The organism is Agromyces bauzanensis, assembly GCF_014645655.1.
Taxonomy (GTDB): Bacteria; Actinomycetota; Actinomycetes; order Actinomycetales; family Microbacteriaceae; genus Agromyces; species Agromyces bauzanensis.
This window is the reverse complement of the sequence record NZ_BMMD01000011.1, coordinates 88,050-106,580: the sequence shown is the minus strand read 5'-3', so window position 1 is coordinate 106,580 and position 18,531 is coordinate 88,050. Positions and strand designations below refer to the sequence as shown.

The following is an 18,531-nucleotide window of genomic DNA, read 5'->3' as shown; positions in this document are numbered from 1 at the left end:
CGTGACTTCGCTGATAACGGACGCAACCACCGCCACCGCGGTCGACCATGTGGGCCCTACCGCGATCACCGCACCCCGCGAGCCCTCGGCCGCCGGCCGCGTGGTCGGGTGGACCGCACGCCAGCCTGGACTGCTGCTCGCGATCGCCTTCATCGCCGTCATCGCAGCTTGGGTCGTGGTACCCGGCATCTTCACCTCCTCGGACCCGCTGACGGGTGAGGTCGCCGACCGACTGCTGCCACCGTCGGGCGCGCACCCGTTCGGAACCGACTCCCTCGGGCGCGACCTGTATGCACGGGTCGTGTTCGGCGCGGTGAACTCGATTCAGGCCATCATGATCGCGGTCGGCGTCGCGCTCGTGGTCGGCTCGCTCATGGGCCTCGCCGCAGGGTTCTTCGGCCGTTGGTTCGACGACATCCTCATGCGCGTCGTCGATGTCGTGCTCGCCATTCCGCCCCTGCTGCTGTCGATGGCGCTCATCACGATCCTCGGCTATGGACTCGTCAACGTGGCGATCGCGGTGGGACTCGCCAGCGTCGCGAACTTCGCGCGCCTCATGCGTGCGGACGTGCTGCGGGTGCGCACCTCGCTCTACGTCGAGGCCGCGAAGGCCGCCGGATGCCGCTGGTGGACCATCCTCTTCCGCCACGTGCTGCCCAACTCGGCCGGGTCGGTCGTCGCCGTCGCGGCGCTCGAGTTCGGCACCGCCGTCCTCGCCGTCTCCGCGCTGAGCTTCCTCGGCTACGGCGCGCCGGCGCCGACGCCGGAGTGGGGTCGCCTCGTGTCCGAGGGACGCGACTTCATCGCCACGGCCTGGTGGCTCATCACCTTTCCCGGCCTCGTCATCACCCTGCTCGTGCTCGCGACCAACCGCGTCGCCCGCGCGCTCGAGAAAGGCGGCCGCCAGTGATCACCTCATCCCTGCTCAGCGTTCGCGACCTGCGCATCTCGTACACCTCGCGCGGTGTAATCCGCGAAGCCGTGCACGGGGTCTCGTTCGACATCGCGGCCGGTGAGGTCGTGGCGATCGTCGGCGAATCCGGCTCGGGGAAGACGACCGTCGCACAGTCGCTGATCGGCATGCTCGCGCACAACGGCGCGATCACCGGGGGGTCGATCGAGTTCGACGGCCTGAACGTCACGCGCTTCGGCGATCGTGCCTGGCGCGGGCTGCGCGGGGAGTCGATCGGCCTCGTCCCCCAGGACCCCACGGTCTCGTTGAACCCCGTCATGAAGATCGGTTCGCAGGTCGCCGAACCGCTGCGCATCCACCGCAACATGTCGAAGTCGGATGCCGCGCAGGAGGCCGTGCGCATCCTGCGGGAAGCCGGTCTCAGCGACCCCGAAGCGCGCGCCGAGCAGTACCCGCACCAGCTGTCTGGCGGCATGCGCCAGCGGGTGCTCATCGGCATGGCGCTCGCGTGCACGCCCCGCCTCGTGATCGCCGACGAGCCCACCAGCGCGCTCGACGTGACGGTACAACGGCACATCCTCGATCACATCGACGAGCTGATCTCGGTGCACGACACGGCGATGCTGCTCATCACCCACGACCTCGCGGTCGCCGCGGACCGGGCGCAGCGCCTCATCGTCATGAGCCGGGGCGAGATCGTCGAGGAGGGACGCGCCGACGACATCCTGTCGCGGCCAGGCCACCCGTACACGCAGAAGCTGCTCGCCGCAGCTCCCAGCCTGTCGACCCCCTCGGTACGCCGCCCGCCGGTGCTGGCCGAGGGCTCGTCGGCCGACGACCGCGTCGTGCGCCTCGAGCACGTAACCAAGCAGTTCGCGCTGCCGGCCGGCGGCACGCTGACCGCGGTCGACGATGTCAGCCTCGACATCCGCAGGGGCGAGACCTTGGGCGTCGTGGGCGAGTCGGGGTCGGGGAAGTCCACGCTCGCCCGGATCGTGCTCCAGCTCGAGAAGCAGACGAGCGGCGAGGTCTTCATCGACGGCGAGCGGATGTCGGAGCAGGGCACAAGGGGACTGCGCGCTCTCCGTCGACGGATGCAGGTGGTGTACCAGAACCCCTACGCATCGCTCGACCCGCGCTACACCGTCTCGGCGATCATCGAGGAGCCCCTTCGGGCGTTCCGCGTCGGCTCGCGACGGGATCAGCGCACCCGGGTAGTCGAGCTGCTCGACCGCGTCTCGCTTCCGGCAGACACCGCCAGGCGGCGGGCCGAGGAGCTCTCGGGCGGCCAGCGGCAGCGTGTCGCCATCGCCCGGGCGCTCGCCCTGTCGCCCGAGCTGCTTGTCTGCGATGAGCCCACCAGCGCCCTCGACGTGTCGGTGCAGGCGCAGGTGCTCGACCTGCTCACAGAACTGCAGCAGGACCTCGGCGTGACCATGCTCTTCATCTCGCACGACCTCGCCGTCGTACGCCAGCTGTCGCATCGAGTCGCGGTGATGCAGTTCGGTGTGCTGCGAGAACTCGGCGAGGTCGAGCAGATCTTCAGCGACCCGACGCATCCGTACACCCGGGAGCTGCTCGCCGCGATCCCAGGAAAGGAACTGGTGGCATGACCGACGCGCACGTGTACACCGCCGACACTGTGTGGCTCGGCACGGAGGGATCGCGCATCGCCGACGGCGCGGTCGTCGTCGACGGCGACCGGATCGCGTGGGTCGGGCCGGCAGCGGAACTGCCCATAAGCCATGCGGATGCCCCGACACGCCACTTCGCCGGAGGCACGATCCTGCCCGGACTGATCGAGTCGCACGCCCACCTGTCGTACGACGGCGGCGAGGGGACGAAGCGCCGCTCCTTCGCACGCTCGGCGCCGAGCCTCGTGGGTGTCATGATCGCCTCGGCGCGCGAGTTGCTGAGCGCGGGGGTCACGACTGTGCGGGACCTCGGTGCGCGCGACAACCTGAGCGTGGAGGTGCGCGACCTCGTCGACGAGGGCGTCGTGAGAGGGCCGCGCATCCTGGTCGCCGGTGCGCAGATCACCACGACAGGGGGGCACACGTGGCAGAACCACGCACGCGCCGACTCGCCCGACGAACTGCGCAAGCTCGTGCGCACGCAGCACAAGGCGGGCGTCGACCTGATCAAGGTCAACGCGACCGGCGGGTTCATGACCGCGAAGAGTGCCCCGTGGTTCGCGCAGTTCTCGCTCGAGGAGATGTCGGCCATCGTCGACGAGGCACATCGGCTCGGCAAGAAGGTGGCCGCGCACGCCCACGGTGTCGAGGGCATCGAGCGCGCCGTCTCTGCGGGCGTCGACACGATCGAGCACTGCACGTTCGTATCCGAGGGGACGCGCATCGCGCCCGACCTCTCGGTCATCGACGAGATCGTGGCCAGTGGCATCCACGTCTGCGCGACGGCCACCTGGAACCTGCCCGCCATGATGCGCGACAACCCCGAGTTCCAGCCGCCCGTGCGGCTGATGCACGAGCGAGGCGTGAAGCTCATCGCGGGCAACGACGCGGGCATCGACGGCGTTCCGCACCGCAACTACGTCGGCGGGCTCGAGACATCCGTGATCCTCGGCGTGCCCATCGAGCGGGTGCTCGTCGGCGCCACCTCGCTTGCCGCAGAGGCACTCGGTGTCGCCGGCGAGACCGGAGAGCTTCGCACGGGCGCGTCAGCCGACCTGGTCGTCGCCGACGGCGACCCGCTCGCCGACGTCTCGGCCCTGCGTCGACTGCGGCTCGTGTTGGCCCGCGGCGAGGAGTTCGCGCCTGATCCGCTCGATGTCCCCGATCCCGATCCCGACTACGTGCGCGCCCGGGACTCCATGACTGCCGGCGAGAAGGAAGGCGCCCGATGATCGTCTACACCGCCACCCGCGTTCGGACGCACACCGAGGCCGGCACGATCGACGCGGCGTGCGTGGTCGTGGACGACGAGGGGCTGATCGCCTGGGTCGGCCCCCTCGCGGACCTGCCGCAGGCCCACCGTGATGCCCCGCGCCGCCACGTCGACGGCACGATCATGCCCGGACTGATCGACACCCACGTGCACCTGGGATTCGACGGCGGCCCGGCGCCGGTCGATCGGATGAACGCCGAGTCCGATCCCGAGCAGCTGGTACTCATGCTGCGCAACGCACGCGAGTTGCTGAGCGCTGGCGTCACGACCGCCCGGGACCTCGGTGCGCGTGGATACCTCGACGTCGTCGTGCGCGACGCCATCGTGCGCGGCGACGCGCGAGGCCCGCGAATGATCGTCTCCGGGGCTCCGCTGACCCCGACGGGCGGGCACTGCTGGTTCATGGGTGGGGAGGCCGACGGCGGCTACGAGCTGCGCACGGCTGTGCGCCGGCACCACGAGCACGACGTCGACTCGATCAAGATCATGTCGACCGGCGGCTTCATGACGAAAGGCAGCGCGCCCTGGTTCGCGCAGTACCGCGAGGACGAGCTCAGGCTCGCCATCGATGACGCGCACCGGCTCGGCAAGAAGGCCGTCGCCCATGCTCACGGCATCCAAGGCATCCGCCACGCGGTGCGCGCCGGGATCGACGCCCTCGAGCACTGCACGTTCGTGGCATCCGATGGCAGTCTGGGCTTCGACGCGCAGGTCGCCGATGAGATCGCGGAGCGCGGCGTCTACGTCTCGTTCACCCTCAACGTGCTCGCATGGCAGATGTTGCGCGGCGACTCCGGTGGGTTCGTCGATCACCTCGCCATGGTCGTGCGCGAGCTTCGTCAGCGGGGCGTCCCGATCGTGACCGGCACCGACGCGGGCATCGACCTCGCGCCGCACCACGCGTATTCCGCCGGGCTCGAGGTGCTCTCCGCCATGGGCATGCCGATCGAGGACGTCCTGCTCGCCGCGACGGCCGTGTCCTCCCGCTCGATGGGTCTCGATGACATCACGGGCGTGCTGCAGCCGGGCATGGCGGCCGACCTCATCGGCGTCGCGGGCGACCCCGCCGTCGATCTCGCCTGCCTGGGGCGGCCGATGCTGGTCGTGGCATTCGGCGTGCCGTTCTCACCCGACCCGTATCCGGACCTCGAGGCGCTGCCGTCGCGCACCGTGGCGGGGCCTGCCGCGCTCGCCCACGACCACTGACCGCGGCCACGACCACCGACCGGGCACCGCAAAGTAGAACGAGACACATGGCTGAGCACACGCATCCGGCACCCCTCGGCGAACTTGCAGGCGGAATGGGGGCGGCATTCGTCGCCTTCGACGCGGCCGTCTTCTCGGAGCCGGGAGAGATTCCCCGTAAGTACCGTGAGCTGATCGCACTCGGTGTCGCCCTCACCACCCAGTGCGACGCCTGCCTGAAGGGCCATGCCCGCGCGGCTGTCGACCACGGCGCCACCGAGGAGGAGCTTGCGGAGACCACCTACATCACCGCGGCGCTTCGTGCGGGCGGCGGCATCGTGCACGGCATCAAGGCGCTCTCGTCGGTGCAGCGCGCAACCGTGAGCTGAGCCTTCCGAGTCCGGCCGCGCCTGCGTGTCGGTCCCATCGGGGGTGCGGGCCCGGTCCTCCTCGCGGAGCGCGGCTACGAGCCCGAGTACGGTGCCCGCCCACTGCGCCGCGTGATCCGGCGCGAGATCGACGACCGCATCAGCGACCTGTTCGTGAGCGGCGCGCTCGGCGACGGCGAGGGCGTGCGAGTGGATGCCGCGGGCGGCGAGTTCGTCGTGGCATCCGTGCCGAACGCCACGGTGTCGCTCGAGCAGGCGGCAGAGGCGTCCCGGAACGCGGTACCGAAGTACCGGTGTGGTTCGGAGCCCCGTGGCGCTTGGCGCTTCTCGGCAGCGCGAGTCCGGGTAGTTGGTTTGCAGCGTTCTGGGGAGGCGGTAGCGGCCCGGTCTGGGTGACCGGGCCGCCGCGATTTGGCCGAGTCGATCGTTCTCGCGTTGTTCGCGAGCCGGTTCACGACCGAGTCGGCGGCGACCGGTCGGGGAGCTCGGCGACCCAGTGCGCCGGCGGGCGAGGCATCCGTTGTTCACCGGGCGGCAACCCGTACGACCGCTCGGCGACGACTCGCGGCTCTCGTGCCTGCATATCGTTGCCGACGCCGCAAACGCGCAGCACCTGGAACGAGACCCGCGAGGTACTTCGTCATGTCACCACTGCCCACCAGCCCAGGAATCGGAGGGCAGCGTCGTCGACGCGTCCTCGTCATCGCGCTCGCCGCCGCCATCGCGGCCGGCGGCATCGCCGTCGACGATGCGCGTCAGGCGTCGCCGGCGGTCGCCGCCCCCGACGCCGGCGGCCTCGACCTCGGCGGCGGCGACTCGTCGCTGCTCACCGCAGAGACCGAGACGCTCGCCCCGGGGCTCGTGCTCACCGACTTCCGCCGGCTGCAGCCCGCCGGATGGGTGACCGGCCACGTGATGCGCGCCGACCTCACCACGCCCACGCTCGAGCTCGACGTGCTCGATTCGGGCACGGTCACGGGCGGCGCCACGGTGTCGCAGCAGATCGACGGCACCGGCGCGGTCGCCGCGATCAACGGCGACTACTTCGACTTGAACGCGTCGGGCGCACCGGTCGGCACAAACGTGTCGGCAAGCAACGGGCTGCGCACCGCGAGCAGCGCGCCCCGCCAGGCCTTCACGATGACCGACGGCCTCGCTGCCGTGCAGGAGCTCATGGTCGAGGGCGTGCTCACGGTCGACGGCGTCGAGACCCCGATCCGCGGCGTCAACACGCCGGGGCTGTCGGTCGACTCGATCGGCTGGTACACGGCGGCGTGGGGCACGCACCCGCTCAGCCGCCCGCTGGGCGGACCGGGTTCGCTCGCGGCATCCGTCGCCATGGTCGTCGTCGCCGACGGCGTGGTGCAGTCGGTCACCACCGACCGGGAAGCCGTCATGGCGCCCGCCGCGATCGCCGACGGCACCGGCGTGCTCGTCGCGCGCGATGGAGCGGCGGCGACGCTCGCGGCGCTCCGGGTCGGCCAGGCCGTCGACGTGACCGTCGGCGTGAACGAGGACGTCGACCTCGCCGTCAGCGGCGCCCAGCGCATGATCGTCGACGGCGTGCAGACACCCGACGACCAGATCGAGGCCGCCCGCACGGCGGTCGGGGTGAATCGCGACGGCACCGAGATCACCGTCGTCTCCATCGACGGACGCGCCGGCGACAGCCGCGGCATGACGATCCAGGAGCTCGGCGACCTCATGCACGACCTCGGCGTGCACAACGCGGTGAACCTCGACGGGGGCGGCTCCACCACGCTCGCCGCCCGCCGCCCCGGCACCTTCGAGGCCGAGATCGTCAATCGGCCCTCCGACGGCAATGAGCGCGTCGTCGCCAACAGCCTCGCGTTCTTCTCGACGGCACCGGGGGGCGAAGTGACGGATGTCGCGGTGGCACCCGCGATCGACGCCGCCGACGCCGACGCGGTGTTCCCTCGCCTCGGCCGAACGGTCAGCGCGATCGGCCTCGACGCGAACCTCACCGGCGTGCCGGTCGAGGGTGAGTTCCGAGCCCTCCCTGGCCTCGCCGTCGAGCCGATCGACGGGGCCACCGCGGTGCTACGCGGAGTCCGCACCGGCGAGAGCCGCGTCGACTTCCGGGTCGGCGGCCTCATGGATGACGCGAGCATCCGCGTGCTCGGGGAGCTGCGGCGCATCCGGCCCAGCACCACCGTCGTCGCCCTGCCCGACCCCGGCCAGACCGCGCGGCTGACGGTGACCGGCCTCGATGCCGACGGGTTCACGGCCCCCATCGAGACCGCGGATGTCTCGGTCGAGAGCGGTGCCGACGTCACCGTGACCGCCGATGGCCGCGATGCCTTCGTCATCACCCCGACCGTCGAGAGCGGCTCCGCCACCGTGACGTTCACCGCCGACGGGCGCAGCGTGGATGTCGCGGTGACGATCGGCCATCGCTCGTTGACGGTCGCCGACTTCGCCGACGGCAGCGAGTGGACCGCGGCATCCGACCGGGCCACCGGAACCCTGACGCCCGCCACCGGACCCGACGGAGTGCCCGCGCTCGCGCTCGACTACGACTTCACCAAGAGCACCGGAACCCGCGGCTACTACGCCGTCGTGCCCGAGATGTCGACCCCGGGCAGCCTCGGCCGCAGGCTCGATGGCCAGCCGCAGGCCCTCACCCTCTGGATCAACGGCGACGGCAGCGGCGTCTGGCCGCGGATCCAGATGAAGAACGGCGCCGGCACCACGATCAACCTCGACGGGCCGAACGTGACTTGGACGGGCTGGCGGCAGGCGCGCTTCGCGGTGCCCGCCGGCACGCCGTACCCGCTGCACCTGCAGCGCATCCGCATGCTCGAGATCCGCTCCGCGGTGCAGTACCACGGCCACGTCGAGATCGCCGGACTGGAGTCGATCGTCGCTCCGGATGTCGCGCAGCCGGCCGCTCCCGTCGTGTACGACCCGGTCATCACGACGAACGGCACGGTGGAGGATCGGCCGCAGCTGGTCGCGGTCATGAGCGACTCGCAGTTCGTCGCCCGTTCGCCCGAGAGCGGGCAGGTCGCGGGAGCGCGGCGCACGCTGCGCGAGATTCTCGCCGCCGAGCCCGACCTGCTCGTCATCGACGGCGACTTCGTCGACGAGGCGAGCGAGGCCGACATCGCCTTCGCGAAGCGCATCCTCGACGAGGAGATCGGCGATCGCCTGCCGTACGTGTACGTGCCAGGCAACCACGAGATCATGGGCGGGCCGATCGCGAACTTCGAGGCCGCATTCGGCGAGACATCCCGCAGCATCGCCCTCGGGCGTACGCAATTGGTCACCCTGAACTCGTCCGCCGGATCCTTCCGGCTGTCGGACCGCGACCAGCTCGTGTTCCTCGAGCAGGAGCTCGCCGCGGCCGCCGCCGACGCGTCGAAGTCGGGAGTCGTGGTGTTCGCGCATCACCCGGCCGACGACCCGCTGCCGTCGAAGGCGAGCCAGCTCAGCGACCGGTACGAAGCGGCGGCCTTCACCGAGGCGCTCGCACAGTTCCGCGCCGACACCGGCAAGTCGGTTGCCGTCGTGAACGCCCACGTCGGTGTCTTCCACGCCACTTCGACCGACGGCGTCTCGCAGCTCATCAACGGCAACTCGGGCAAGGCTCCGGCCGGCACGCCCGAGACGGGCGGCTTCACGGGCTGGACGATGCTCGGCATCGACCCGTCGCACGGCAAGGTCGGCCCCCAGCCCGCGAGCATCGTCGAGGACCGTACTCGCTGGCTTCAGGCCGAGGTGCACGCACGCGTCGACTCGATCGCGCTCGACGTGCCCGAGGTGCTCCTCGTGGGCGAGACCGCGCCGATCTCGGCGACGGTCACCCAGGACGACGGCCGGGTCGTTCCGGTGCGCTGGCCGATGAGCGCGATCTGGGGCGGCGACGGCATCACGGTGGAGGACGGCGGCGTCGGCACGGCCGAGCGCGCGGTCGCGGCATCCGGCGTGCTTCGCTTGAACCCCGCCACCGGTGAGGTGAACGCGATCGCGCCCGGCACCGGCACCGTCGAGGTCGTGGTGAACGGCCAGCGGGCCAGCGTCGAGGTGCACGTCGTCGAAGCGGAGGCCTCAGCCGGCTGATCGCCCGATGTGTTTCAACGGCGCAGACGCGGAGCACGGGATGTCCCGCTGGTCGAAGGGCAGGATCCGGCCGGGGAACAGGGCCATCAAGCTGTCGAGCGCGGCGGCGAGCCGGCGCTTCCGTGCACTCTCGGGCAGGGCGCCGAGGCCGAAGAGGAGTCCGGTGAGGACGATCCGGCAGGGCCAGCGGGGTCGCCGGTGTGTGGTCGCGGACTGCGTCGATGGTCTCGCGGACCTCGGCCCCGGTGCTGCGGCCGCGCTCGGACGCGATCAGCCGAGCAGCCGCGTGACCGCCGACGTGACCACCTCGCGCACGCGCGCCTCGGCGGTGTCGTCGAGCAGGAGCGGCAGGATCGACGCGAGCACCGTCACGATCGCGAGGGACTCCGCGGGGGTGAACCGCGTCGAGACCGCGCCGGAGGCCTGCGCCTCCGCGATGGCGGTCACCTTCGCGGCATCCGTCGCCAGCAGGTCGGGGGAGCGCATGCCGGAACCGCCGCGCTCGAGGCGGTCCCACAGCGCCAGGCGCACCAGCTCGGGGCTCGCGAGGTACGATTCGACGAGGGCGCCGGCGTACTCGTCGAGGTGCTCGGCGTCGACCGGGTGCTCGGCGACGAGTCGCGCGACGAGGGCGGCGAACACGGCGTCGAACAGCTGCTCCTTGTTGCCGAAGTACGAGTAGAGCAGCGCCTTGTTGCACGAGGCGGCGTCGGCGATGCGATCGACCCGCGCGCCGGCGATGCCGCGCGCCGAGAACTCGGCGGTCGCGGCCCCGAGGATGCGGGCGCGGGTCTCGTCGGCGTTTCTGGCCATTCGAGCAGTATATGACCAGTTAGTTGCATTCTCCTCCGCGTCGTGCGACACTGGGACATCCCAAGTAACCAACCGGTTAGGACGACTGAGATGGAACAACAGGTGGCCCTGGTGACCGGAGCCTCGTCGGGCATCGGCGAGCAGACCGCGCTCGAGCTCCTTCGCCATGGCTTCGTCGTCTACGGGGCGGCACGGCGGGCCGACCGCATGGCCGCGATCGTCGGTGCCGGCGGGCACGCCATCGCCATGGACGTGACGGATGACGCATCCATGCGCGCCGGCGTCGAGCAGATCCTCGCCGCGCATGGACGCATCGACGTGCTCGTCAACAACGCCGGCTATGGATCGTACGGTGCCCTCGAGGACGTGCCCATCGACGAGGCGCGGCGGCAGTTCGAGGTGAACGTGTTCGGCCTCGCCCGCCTCACCCAACTCGTGCTGCCCGGCATGCGTGCGCGTCGCTCCGGCACCATCGTCAACATCTCTTCCATCGGCGGGCGCATCTACGAGCCGCTCGGAGCCTGGTATCACGCCACGAAATTCGCGGTCGAGGGGCTCAGCGACTCGCTGCGCGTCGAGCTCGAGCCGCACGGCATCCGCGTGGTCGTCATCCAGCCCGGCGCCATCCGCACCGAGTGGAGCGCCATCTCCCGTCGCAGCGCCATCGAGCGTTCCGGTTCCACCGCCTACGCCGCACAGGCGCGGGCACTCGTGCGCGCGCTCGAGGCGGCAGACCGGTCGACCGGTGCGACCGAACCCCACGTCGTCGCGGCCACCATCGCGAAGGCCGCGGGCGCACGACGTCCGCGAACCCGGTACGCGACGCCGCTCAGCGCGAAGGTCATCGTCGGCCTGCGTCGCGTGCTTCCCGACCGGGCCGTCGATCGCGTCATCCGCAGCGTCTTCTCGCCGACCAAGGAGGAACTCGCCGAGGCGCAGCACGCCGAGGCGCCGCACGCCGACGACGTGGATCGCACCGGGGTGTAGCAGCGCGATCTGCCTTCTACGTCGACGGGGGGACTCGCCGCCGCCAAGAGCTTCGGCGGCTACGTCGAATTCTCCACACCGTCGAGCCCGATCGGCCTCGGACTCCACAAGCGGCGCGCCCTCGCCAAGGACGCCGGGGTTCCGCCCGAGGGCACCGGGTCGCACCGGGTCGCACCGGGTCGCACCCGGCTCCGACTCAACGGCGACGGCGGGTCGTTCGCCGACCCCGACGGGTTCGGGTGGGGCACGGCCGCCGAATGGGCCACGCTGCCCCGGCCCACCGCGCTCCCGCCTCAGAGATGCACCGGGGTGTCACGGAACGCGCGAAACACCCGGTCGTCGCCGTCGATCGAGAACCGCCCAGGGAGCGCCAGCGGATCGGCTCTGCCCCAGATGAACAGCACGAGGTCGCCCACCGAGCCGGTCACTGTGACGCCGGGTGCCTCGACGGATGTCGCGTCGGATGTCGCGCCCGCGACATCCGACCTCAACCCCCACGTCGGCGAGACCCGCCAACGGCGCGACGTATCGTCGGCGACGAGATCCACCGGTGCCGGAAGCGGCTCGATGCCGCGACGTCGCGCCTGCGCCATGAACACGTCGCCGAACTCGTCGATGATGTCGCCCCGACCCTCGACGCTGATCTCGGCGGGCAGCGGTGGCGCCTGCTCGCGTGCCGTGCGCAGATCCCACAGGTGCTTGCCCGCCTCGTGCGCCATGCGCCGCCGCCAGAACGCCACGTCGCCGGACGTGTCGTACAGCGCCCAGCAGGGGCGGGCCGGATCGTTGGACTCGAGCTCGGCGACCAGGTGCGCGTTCACGTCGACGAACCATCCGATGCGATCGAGTTCAGCAGGGCGGCGGAACTCACGGCGATCCTGCGGCATGCCCGTGCGCACGATCTCCGTCACCCAGCGCTGGATGTTCCCGAGATGGTCGATGATGCGCCCGGCGGTCGGCCAGATCTCGGAACGCACCGCCGCCTCGGGATCGATGGACGCGGCATCCGATGCGAACGCCCGCGAGATCCCACGCAGGTCGCTGAGGTGGTTCATCCGCGCCCGCCCCGCAATAGGATCTGCATGACCTCACAATGGCGCGAACGCGCGGTGACCGCAATGGGCTGGTTCGGCCGCCCGGACAGGCCGCGCGAGCGGCGAGAATGGTCGGGTGACGACTGCGATCGACATCCGGTTTGGGCTTCATGACGCTCGAGCTCGATCCGGCCGTCGCCGACGGGTGACCCTTCCCGTCCAAGCCCTGCGCGGTGCGGCCGTCACCGGGCTGCCTGGGAAGGTGCGTTCACGAGCAGGGGAACCACTCGGCCGCGCGATCGGCGGCCTCCCGGTGCCGGATGAAGCGTTCCCGCACGTCGGCGATCGCGTCGGCCAGCGGGAAGATCTCTGCCCGCACGAAGTGCGACTCGTCAGTCGCCGCAACCGGATGCCACCACACTCCCTCTGCCGTCACCGTCACCTCGGGGATGAGTGAGTCGACGGTCAGCTCGACGCCGGAGTCGGCGGCACCCTCATGCGCGATCGCCCGGATCACCCGGTTCTCGGGACGGATACCGAGTCCGCCGAGGAACTGCGTGAACGGCGCCACCTCGTGAGCCTGGTCGGCCGGCAGCGTCGCGGCGACCTTCACGTCGAACCCCTCGTCGAGCGCGAGTCGGATGCCGCCCACCGCTCGCTCCCACGCGCGGGGGCCGCGGTGCGCGTCGTGCAGCTCGGGCGTCGCCGAGTCGAGGCTGATCTGCAACGTGAGCCGGTCGCGGTCCATGCGGCGCAGCCGCTCGAGCCGCCCGCCGCGGAACAGCATGCCGTTCGTGAGGAGCGTCGTGGGCAGGCGGGTCGTGCACGACGCGACGACCTCGTCGATGTCTGGCAGCAGGAACGGTTCGCCACCCGTGAGGATGAGCTCCTGCACGCCGGCGTCGGCGGCCTCGTCGGCGAGCCGGGCGACGCGGTCGACGCCGAGCGCCCGGCGGTCGGTCTGCGGCGAGGAGCTGACGCAGCAGTAGTCGCATCGCAGGTTGCAGTCGAAGTTGGTATACATCCAGAGCCGCGTGCCCGGCAGTTGCGACGGGTCGAGCAAGGCGAGCGGATCGCGCCGGCGCCCGTGCCGCACCACGACCGACTCGGCGCGCACCTCGGCGAGCTCGTTGCCGCTCGCACGGCACCACCGGGCGATCAGGTCGATGTTCGCGGCGGCCTCTTCGGCGCGCGACGCGGCCGTGGCACTCGTGGCGCTCGAGGCGTCCGACGCTGCGGCCCCGCCCGCCGCGGACGCCGACACGTCGAGCTCCACCGTCGACCCCACCGGTGTCGCGGCGAGTCGCTCGACGAGGTCGAGGAGGAGCCCATGGTTCACCATCGGTCCGACACCCCCTGCGCTGCAACGGCCTCGAACAGGCCGCGATAGCCGTCGAGCTTCGGTGGCACCCAGCGGCGCAGCCCCTCGAGCTCGAGGATGGCGCGATGCTCCGGCCGCTCCCAGTCCATCGCCATGAGGTTCGCCAGCCACGCCTCGGCGCGTTCATCCGACAGCGACGGCATCGCCGTGAAGGTGCAGTGGCTGTACTCGGGCGAGGTCCAGAACGCCCCCAGCGCGCCCGCCATGATGTCACCGCGCGCGATCGCCTCCCATGTGTTGAGGCCGATCGCCGCGGCATCCGCTCGGTCATCGAGCACCGCGCGCAGCGCGTCGAGCTCGCTGCGCCCGGTGTCGCCGTGCTTGCCGACGTCGCTGTTGATGCGCAGCAGCTCGACGTCGCCGGCGGCGATCCCCGCCTCGCGCAGGAACTGTACGGGCAGGATGGCGGCCTGGGCGGAGTCCCGCGAGCCGAGCGCGAGGCGCCGGCCACGCACCGCTTCGATGCCGTCGAAGCCTGCGCCCGCCCTCGACACGAACACGGTGCTGAACACCACGTCGGTGTCACGGGAGGCGAGTGCGCGGCACCGGCCATCGGTCTGGGCGACGGTGCGCACGTACGCGAGGTTGGTGTTCCACGCGACGTCGATGGTGCCCGCGATGAGTGCGTCGACGAGCCGACCATAGTTCGAGAACAGCACGAAGTCGATCGGAGTGTCGGTCGTGGCGAAATAGTCGCGCATGCCCTCCCAGATCGTCACGACGTTCGGCGTGTACGCCACGGACCCGATGATCAGGGGCTCGGCGGTGTCGCTCACGCGGCGGCTCCCGCGGCTCCGTCTGCTCCAGCGGATGTCGTCCCATCCGTCGTGGCGCTCGCCGCTCCCTCGGCAGCCCGTTCGGCGGGCGGGTCGAACAGCGGACGCCCCGTGACCGCGCGGCCGTAGAACTCGTACAACGCGTCGGCCGTCGGTGCCATGACGTGCCCGGCGCGCGCGTCGCGGAAGTACCGGTCGATCTGCAGGTGCTGCGAGAACGCGGCGCCGCCGCAGACGCGCATGGCGGCGTCGGTGATGCGCAGGGCGGCGTCGTTCGATGCCGCCTTGCTCCCGAGCACGAACAGGGGCGTGTCGTCGGCCGGTTCGGCGATGCGGTCCGCGGCCCGGTCGAGGTAGGCGGATGTCGCGGCGAGGTCGATCGACATCTTCGCCAACTGTGCGCGGATCGTGGGCAGGGCCGACAGGCTCTGGTCGAGGTGCTCGAGGCGGGCGCCGGCGGTGTGCCGCAGCGCGGCGTCGACCGCAGCGCGGCTGAGGCCGAGCGAGACCGCGGCGTTGCCGAGGTTGAACCAGGGCAGCACCACGCCGAGCATCAGGTCGGTGCCCGCACCCGTGTCGCCGAGTCGTTGCGCGTCGCCGAGTGCGACCTCGAACGTCATCGGGCTCGACGCGTTGCCGCGGAACCCCATGCCGGACCACGGGCGATCCACCGTGACACCGGGAGTGCCGGCGGCGATCGCGTAGAGGTCGACGCCGGAGGCATCCGCGGTGTTCGTGGAGATGACGTAGAGGTCGGCGTGCCCTGCTGACGTGACCCAGCTCTTCTTGGCGCGCACGCGGAGGCCGGTGCCGTCACGGGCCGGCTGCGAGACCGGCGCCCAGAAGTGCGAGCGCGATCCGGCCTCGGAGAAGGCCAGCGATGCGAGCACGCGACCCGAGGCGAGGTCGCCGAGCAGCCCCGGAGCGCCGGCCGGGGGAGCGGACGCGAGGGGCATGGCGGCCGAGACGTGCATGAGGGTGATCATCGCGGTCGATCCGCACGCGCCGGCGAGGGCGCTCAGCATGTCGACCAGGTCCTGGGGGCCGCCCCCGAGCCCGCCGTGCTCGGGCGCCAGGGTGAGCCCGAGCAGGCCCGACTCGCGCAGCGCGGCGACCGCCTCGACGGGAAAACGGCCGCGCTGGTCGACGTCATGGGCGTGTTCGGCGGCGATCGCGAGCACCGGGTCGAGTCGGTCGTGCAGGTCCATGAGCGTCAGGCCTTCCGGTCGTCGGTCGGAGTGGTGGTGGTGGGGGCGCTGTCGTCGGTCGGAGCGGGGGTCGAGGCCTGGCGGCGGGCGAACCCGACGAGGAGCAGGCCGATGCCGAACGCGCCGAACAGGGCCATCGCCGTCGCGTCGCCGCCGAGCGGCCGGGGCGAGATCGCGAGCGTGACGAGTTGCACGACGGCCGCGATGGTGAGGCCGGCACCGGCGATGACGCTCAGGATGCCGCGGTGCAGCAGCCCTCCCAATAGGCCGACGACACCGAACCCGGCGAGCACGATCGCTCCACCGGCGCCCACGTGCGCGAAGTCGATCGGTGTGGGGGCGTCGGCACCGAACGCGAAGATTGCGGAGACCAGGCTCGCGGCGCCGAGGAAGATTGCAGAGCGGTCGTACCCCCCGAGCTCCTCGCTCACGAGAGTCTCACCATCGCCTTCGCCAAGGGGTTCGACGACCTCATCCACCCTGGGCGGAGCACGCCGTCGAGCCCGAACCAGCGGCCGGCCGCGGTCGCGAAGATCGCGAGGTGGGCGAAGAACATCAGGTAGTACGACCAGTGCCATTCGTGCGGCGCGTTCAGCACCGACAGCGCGATCGCGAGCGTCTGCGCGAGGCCCACGACCGCCCAGAAGCGCGTCGCGAGGCCGACGAGCAGGAACGCGCCGAGGCCGCCCTCGACGAGCAGGATGATCCAGCCGAAGAACTCGATGTTCGGCAGGAAGAGCGACTCGACGAACGCCGAGTACGGCGTGAACACCGGGTACTCGACCGCCTGGCTCGCCCAGAAGAAGAGGCCGTCGTCGTTCGTGCGGCCGAAATCCGGCGGCCGTTTCCATGCCACGTTCTGGATCCACATGAGCGCCACGCCGATGCGTACGATCGCCATGAGCGCACGCGACAGCGACGACGCCAGCGGATCGGCTGGCGGCGCTTGCGTCGCGACAGTCATCGGCGGCCCCCTCTCGGACGCTCTCATTCAATGCTCGGGCGCCCGCGCATGGCAAGGGCGATTCCTTACGGGACGCTGACGACTCGATGGCTGGTGGATTCGCCGCCGGCCCACGTGGTGAGCGGCCCGAGCATGAGCCGAGCACGTCGGAGGGCGTCGCCGCGGCATCCTGCTTCTCGGTGATGATCCCCACGACGCGGGCGCGCTCGCGACGATGAGGGCGTGCCCACCGGCTCGCCGTCCTCGTCATTCAATCGACATTTCAAACATTGTTTGATACGCTGAGCCACATGGCCACCGACGAGACTCGTGAGCGCGTCATCGACGCAGGTGAGCGGCTCTTCGCCGCGGGCGGGGAGGATGCGACCTCGCTCCGTGCGATCACCCGCGAAGCCGACGTCAACGTCGCCGCGATCCACTATCACTTCGGCGACCGAGACGGACTCATCGAGGCGATCGTCGACCGCCGCCTGCAACCCCTGAACGCGCGGCGGCTCGAGTTGCTCGACGCGCTGCTTGCCGCACAGGCGGATCCGACGGTGCGTGACCTCCTCGTCGCGTTCGCCCGACCCGACCTCGAAGTCATCGACGAGATGCGCCACACCGGTCGGGCGCAACTGGCACGCATGATGGGCCGCGCCTACACCCTGCCCTCGCCCAAGGTCGGCGCCATGATGCAGCGCCAGTTCGCCCCGATCGCGCGCGCCTTCCTGCCGCGCTTCGCGGCGGCGATCCCGCACCTGGGCGAGCGGGAACTCCGCGCTCGCATCGACCTCGTGGTCTCCGTCATCACCCTGCAGTTCGCCCGGGCGGGCGATCCGGGCGAGCCCGGCCCGATGGGCGTCGAGGGCGTCGACGGCCTCGACGGGCAACTCGACCGCCTCGTCGGCTTCCTCGCACCAGGACTCGAAGCTCCGGCCGCACGCGTCGCCGGAAACGACACGACCGAAAGGACCACGGCATGAACACGACACCCACCGCGACGATCGATCGCCCCGCCTGGCTGACGGAGGACGCCTGGCCGTGGCCGGTCTCGGCGCTCACGACTCCCGACGGGCCCATCGCCTACACCGACACCGGCGGCAACGGCCCCGTCGTGCTCCTCGTGCACGCCGGCATGTGGAGCTTCGTCTGGCGGGACCTCATGCTCGACCTCGCCGTCGATCACCGCTGCATCACGATCGACGCTCCTGGCAACGGCCTGAGCACGCGATCGGATGCCTCGGGCGTCACCCTCTCCGCGGCATCCCATGCCGTGGGCGCCGTCGTGGACGCGCTCGACCTGCGTGACCTGACGCTCGTGTTCCACGATCTCGGCGGGTCGGCCGCGGTCGCCGCGATGGGGGCACGCGCTGACCGAGTCGCGGCACTGGTCGCGGTGAACACCTTCGCGTGGACACCCGACACTCGCCTGCTGAAGTTCGGGTTGTCGTTCATGGGCGGTGCGCCCATGCGGGAGCTCGACGCCGCGACGGGATTCTTCGCGGCGGCGAGCTCGACCCGATTCGGCGTGGGCCGTCATTGGGACGCCGAGACCCGTGCTGTGTTCCGGCACGGGGTCGATCGCCGCTCGGTGCATCGGTACTTCGCCGACGCACGTCGCGCCGCAGACGTGACGGGAGCCGCGGATGCCGCGCTGCGAGGCCCGTTCGCCGAGCGCCCGCTGCTCACGGTGTTCGGTCGCCGCAACGACTACTTCGGCTTCCAACCGCGATGGCTCGAGCGATTCCCGGGCGCGCGCCAGGAGCAGGTCGACGGTGGCAACCACTTCCCCATGTGCGACGACCCGGCGGCGGTTGCGGGGTGGATGCGCCGGCTGACCCGGCGGCGTGACGCGGGCAGCGGCGAGCCCGTCTGAGCGGCGCGCGGGTTCGACACTTCCGCGAGGGCG

Annotated in this window: 17 protein-coding genes; 10 read left to right on the top strand and 7 right to left on the bottom strand. The window is 71.0% G+C overall.

All coding sequences use genetic code 11. The features are described from left to right. Nucleotide 1: 1 nt before the first annotated feature. From IEX31_RS10865 to IEX31_RS10835, 7 genes are all read left to right on the top strand, one after another. Complete coding sequence (locus IEX31_RS10865) at nt 2–910, top strand: ABC transporter permease (protein WP_188743442.1); 909 nt, start codon at nt 2–4, stop codon at nt 908–910. Then, nucleotides 907–2,526, top strand: coding sequence for a dipeptide ABC transporter ATP-binding protein (locus IEX31_RS10860; RefSeq protein ID WP_229662279.1), 1,620 nt, complete (start codon nt 907–909; stop codon nt 2,524–2,526). Before IEX31_RS10865 ends, IEX31_RS10860 begins: the two co-directional genes overlap by 4 nt. Beyond that, nucleotides 2,523–3,779: a metal-dependent hydrolase family protein gene (locus IEX31_RS10855; protein WP_188743441.1), complete on the top strand. Its 1,257-nt coding sequence runs from the start codon at nt 2,523–2,525 to the stop codon at nt 3,777–3,779. The genes IEX31_RS10860 and IEX31_RS10855 overlap by 4 nt, the downstream gene beginning before the upstream one ends. Next, on the top strand, nt 3,776–5,026 hold the full coding sequence (locus IEX31_RS10850; RefSeq protein ID WP_188743440.1) for a metal-dependent hydrolase family protein: 1,251 nt from the start codon (nt 3,776–3,778) through the stop codon (nt 5,024–5,026). Before IEX31_RS10855 ends, IEX31_RS10850 begins: the two co-directional genes overlap by 4 nt. A gap of 47 nt (nt 5,027–5,073) precedes the next feature. Next, entirely contained in the window at nt 5,074–5,394 is a 321-nt protein-coding gene (locus IEX31_RS10845; protein WP_229662278.1) for a carboxymuconolactone decarboxylase family protein, read from the top strand. A 21-nt stretch (nt 5,395–5,415) separates the two neighbouring features. After that, complete coding sequence (locus IEX31_RS10840; RefSeq protein WP_188743469.1) at nt 5,416–5,790, top strand: ClpB D2-like domain containing protein; 375 nt, start codon at nt 5,416–5,418, stop codon at nt 5,788–5,790. A 246-nt stretch (nt 5,791–6,036) separates the two neighbouring features. Next, nucleotides 6,037–9,477, top strand: coding sequence for a phosphodiester glycosidase family protein (locus IEX31_RS10835; RefSeq protein ID WP_188743439.1), 3,441 nt, complete (start codon nt 6,037–6,039; stop codon nt 9,475–9,477). Between the two features lie 270 nt (nt 9,478–9,747). On the opposite strand, the gene IEX31_RS10830 is transcribed toward IEX31_RS10835, so the two are convergent. Beyond that, the gene (locus IEX31_RS10830) at nt 9,748–10,290 is read right to left on the bottom strand and encodes a TetR/AcrR family transcriptional regulator (protein WP_188743438.1); all 543 of its coding nucleotides are present in this window, start codon (nt 10,288–10,290) and stop codon (nt 9,748–9,750) included. A gap of 90 nt (nt 10,291–10,380) precedes the next feature. On the opposite strand from IEX31_RS10830, the gene IEX31_RS10825 reads away from it, so the two are divergent. Further along, entirely contained in the window at nt 10,381–11,277 is an 897-nt protein-coding gene (locus IEX31_RS10825) for an oxidoreductase (protein WP_188743437.1), read from the top strand. A 293-nt stretch (nt 11,278–11,570) separates the two neighbouring features. Here the strand turns inward: IEX31_RS10825 and IEX31_RS10820 are convergent, their stop codons facing one another. From IEX31_RS10820 to IEX31_RS10795, 6 genes are all read right to left on the bottom strand, one after another. Beyond that, nucleotides 11,571–12,332 (bottom strand): maleylpyruvate isomerase N-terminal domain-containing protein, encoded by a 762-nt coding sequence (locus IEX31_RS10820; RefSeq protein WP_188743436.1) that lies wholly within the window; start codon nt 12,330–12,332, stop codon nt 11,571–11,573. A gap of 247 nt (nt 12,333–12,579) precedes the next feature. Then, nucleotides 12,580–13,650, bottom strand: coding sequence for an Rv1681 family radical SAM protein (locus IEX31_RS10815; protein ID WP_229662276.1), 1,071 nt, complete (start codon nt 13,648–13,650; stop codon nt 12,580–12,582). Beyond that, nucleotides 13,647–14,468, bottom strand: a complete 822-nt coding sequence (locus tag IEX31_RS10810) for an Rv1680 family SBP-like protein (protein ID WP_229662275.1) — start codon at nt 14,466–14,468, stop codon at nt 13,647–13,649. The genes IEX31_RS10815 and IEX31_RS10810 overlap by 4 nt, the downstream gene beginning before the upstream one ends. Continuing rightward, entirely contained in the window at nt 14,465–15,676 is a 1,212-nt protein-coding gene (fadE16, locus tag IEX31_RS10805) for an Rv1679 family acyl-CoA dehydrogenase (RefSeq protein ID WP_188743434.1), read from the bottom strand. The genes IEX31_RS10810 and fadE16 overlap by 4 nt, the downstream gene beginning before the upstream one ends. Nucleotides 15,677–15,681: 5 nt before the next feature. After that, the gene (locus tag IEX31_RS10800) at nt 15,682–16,107 is read right to left on the bottom strand and encodes an Rv1678 family membrane protein (protein WP_188743433.1); all 426 of its coding nucleotides are present in this window, start codon (nt 16,105–16,107) and stop codon (nt 15,682–15,684) included. After that, nucleotides 16,104–16,640: a DoxX family protein gene (locus IEX31_RS10795; RefSeq protein ID WP_229662274.1), complete on the bottom strand. Its 537-nt coding sequence runs from the start codon at nt 16,638–16,640 to the stop codon at nt 16,104–16,106. Before IEX31_RS10795 ends, IEX31_RS10800 begins: the two co-directional genes overlap by 4 nt. A 290-nt stretch (nt 16,641–16,930) precedes the next feature. On the opposite strand from IEX31_RS10795, the gene IEX31_RS10790 reads away from it, so the two are divergent. Continuing rightward, entirely contained in the window at nt 16,931–17,605 is a 675-nt protein-coding gene (locus IEX31_RS10790) for a TetR/AcrR family transcriptional regulator (protein WP_188743432.1), read from the top strand. Next, complete coding sequence (locus tag IEX31_RS10785; RefSeq protein ID WP_188743431.1) at nt 17,602–18,498, top strand: alpha/beta fold hydrolase; 897 nt, start codon at nt 17,602–17,604, stop codon at nt 18,496–18,498. Before IEX31_RS10790 ends, IEX31_RS10785 begins: the two co-directional genes overlap by 4 nt. Nucleotides 18,499–18,531 lie beyond the last annotated feature (33 nt).